This window comes from Sphingomonas sp. 66-10, from assembly GCF_001897045.1.
Lineage (GTDB): Bacteria > Pseudomonadota > Alphaproteobacteria > Sphingomonadales > Sphingomonadaceae > Sphingomonas > Sphingomonas lycopersici.
Window position 1 is genome coordinate 5981 of the sequence record NZ_MKRR01000007.1, and the last position, 541, is coordinate 6521.

Sequence of the window (541 nt, forward strand, 5' to 3'; positions counted from 1 at the left end):
CGCGCCGAAGCCGACCGGGACTTTCACTTCGTGATGGCGGCTGCGAGCTACCATCTCGCGCATCTCTCCGCCCGTGCCTACTCCCTCCTTGCGGTCGTGGCGGAGGAGGAGAACTTCTCGCTCATCGAGCAGGCGCTGGCGCTTCTCATGCGGCGGGATATCAACGAGCTGCGTGCCCGGGTCTATGCCTTTCGCCTCGATGGTCGGGGATCGGATGAGGCCATCACCGCGCTCTTCCAGCAGCGTCTTGCCGATCCGCTTGCCGGCGACGCGGCCGAGCGGGATGGCCACGATTTCCTGTTCGAGGGCCTCGACCTCGCTCTAACCGATGCCTTCTTCGGTGCCGTGTCGATGTTCCTGCTCGCGCTTGACCGCGGCGAGCGCGCTCTGATCGACCGTGCGATCGCCCAACTGCGCGAGAGTCTCGCCATTTGCGCTGAGCTGAACCTCTTGCCGCAATGGTGGGCGCACCGCGTCGCGATCCATCTGCTCTCCGACCTATGGTCGAACACGTTTCATGAGAGGGTGCCTCTCATTCCGG

The 541-nt window shown here is 64.5% G+C and carries 1 pseudogene; it reads left to right on the forward strand.

From position 1 onward, the window contains the following. Positions 1–541 (forward strand): annotated as a pseudogene (locus tag BGN95_RS01145) (DEAD/DEAH box helicase); the annotation flags it as partial.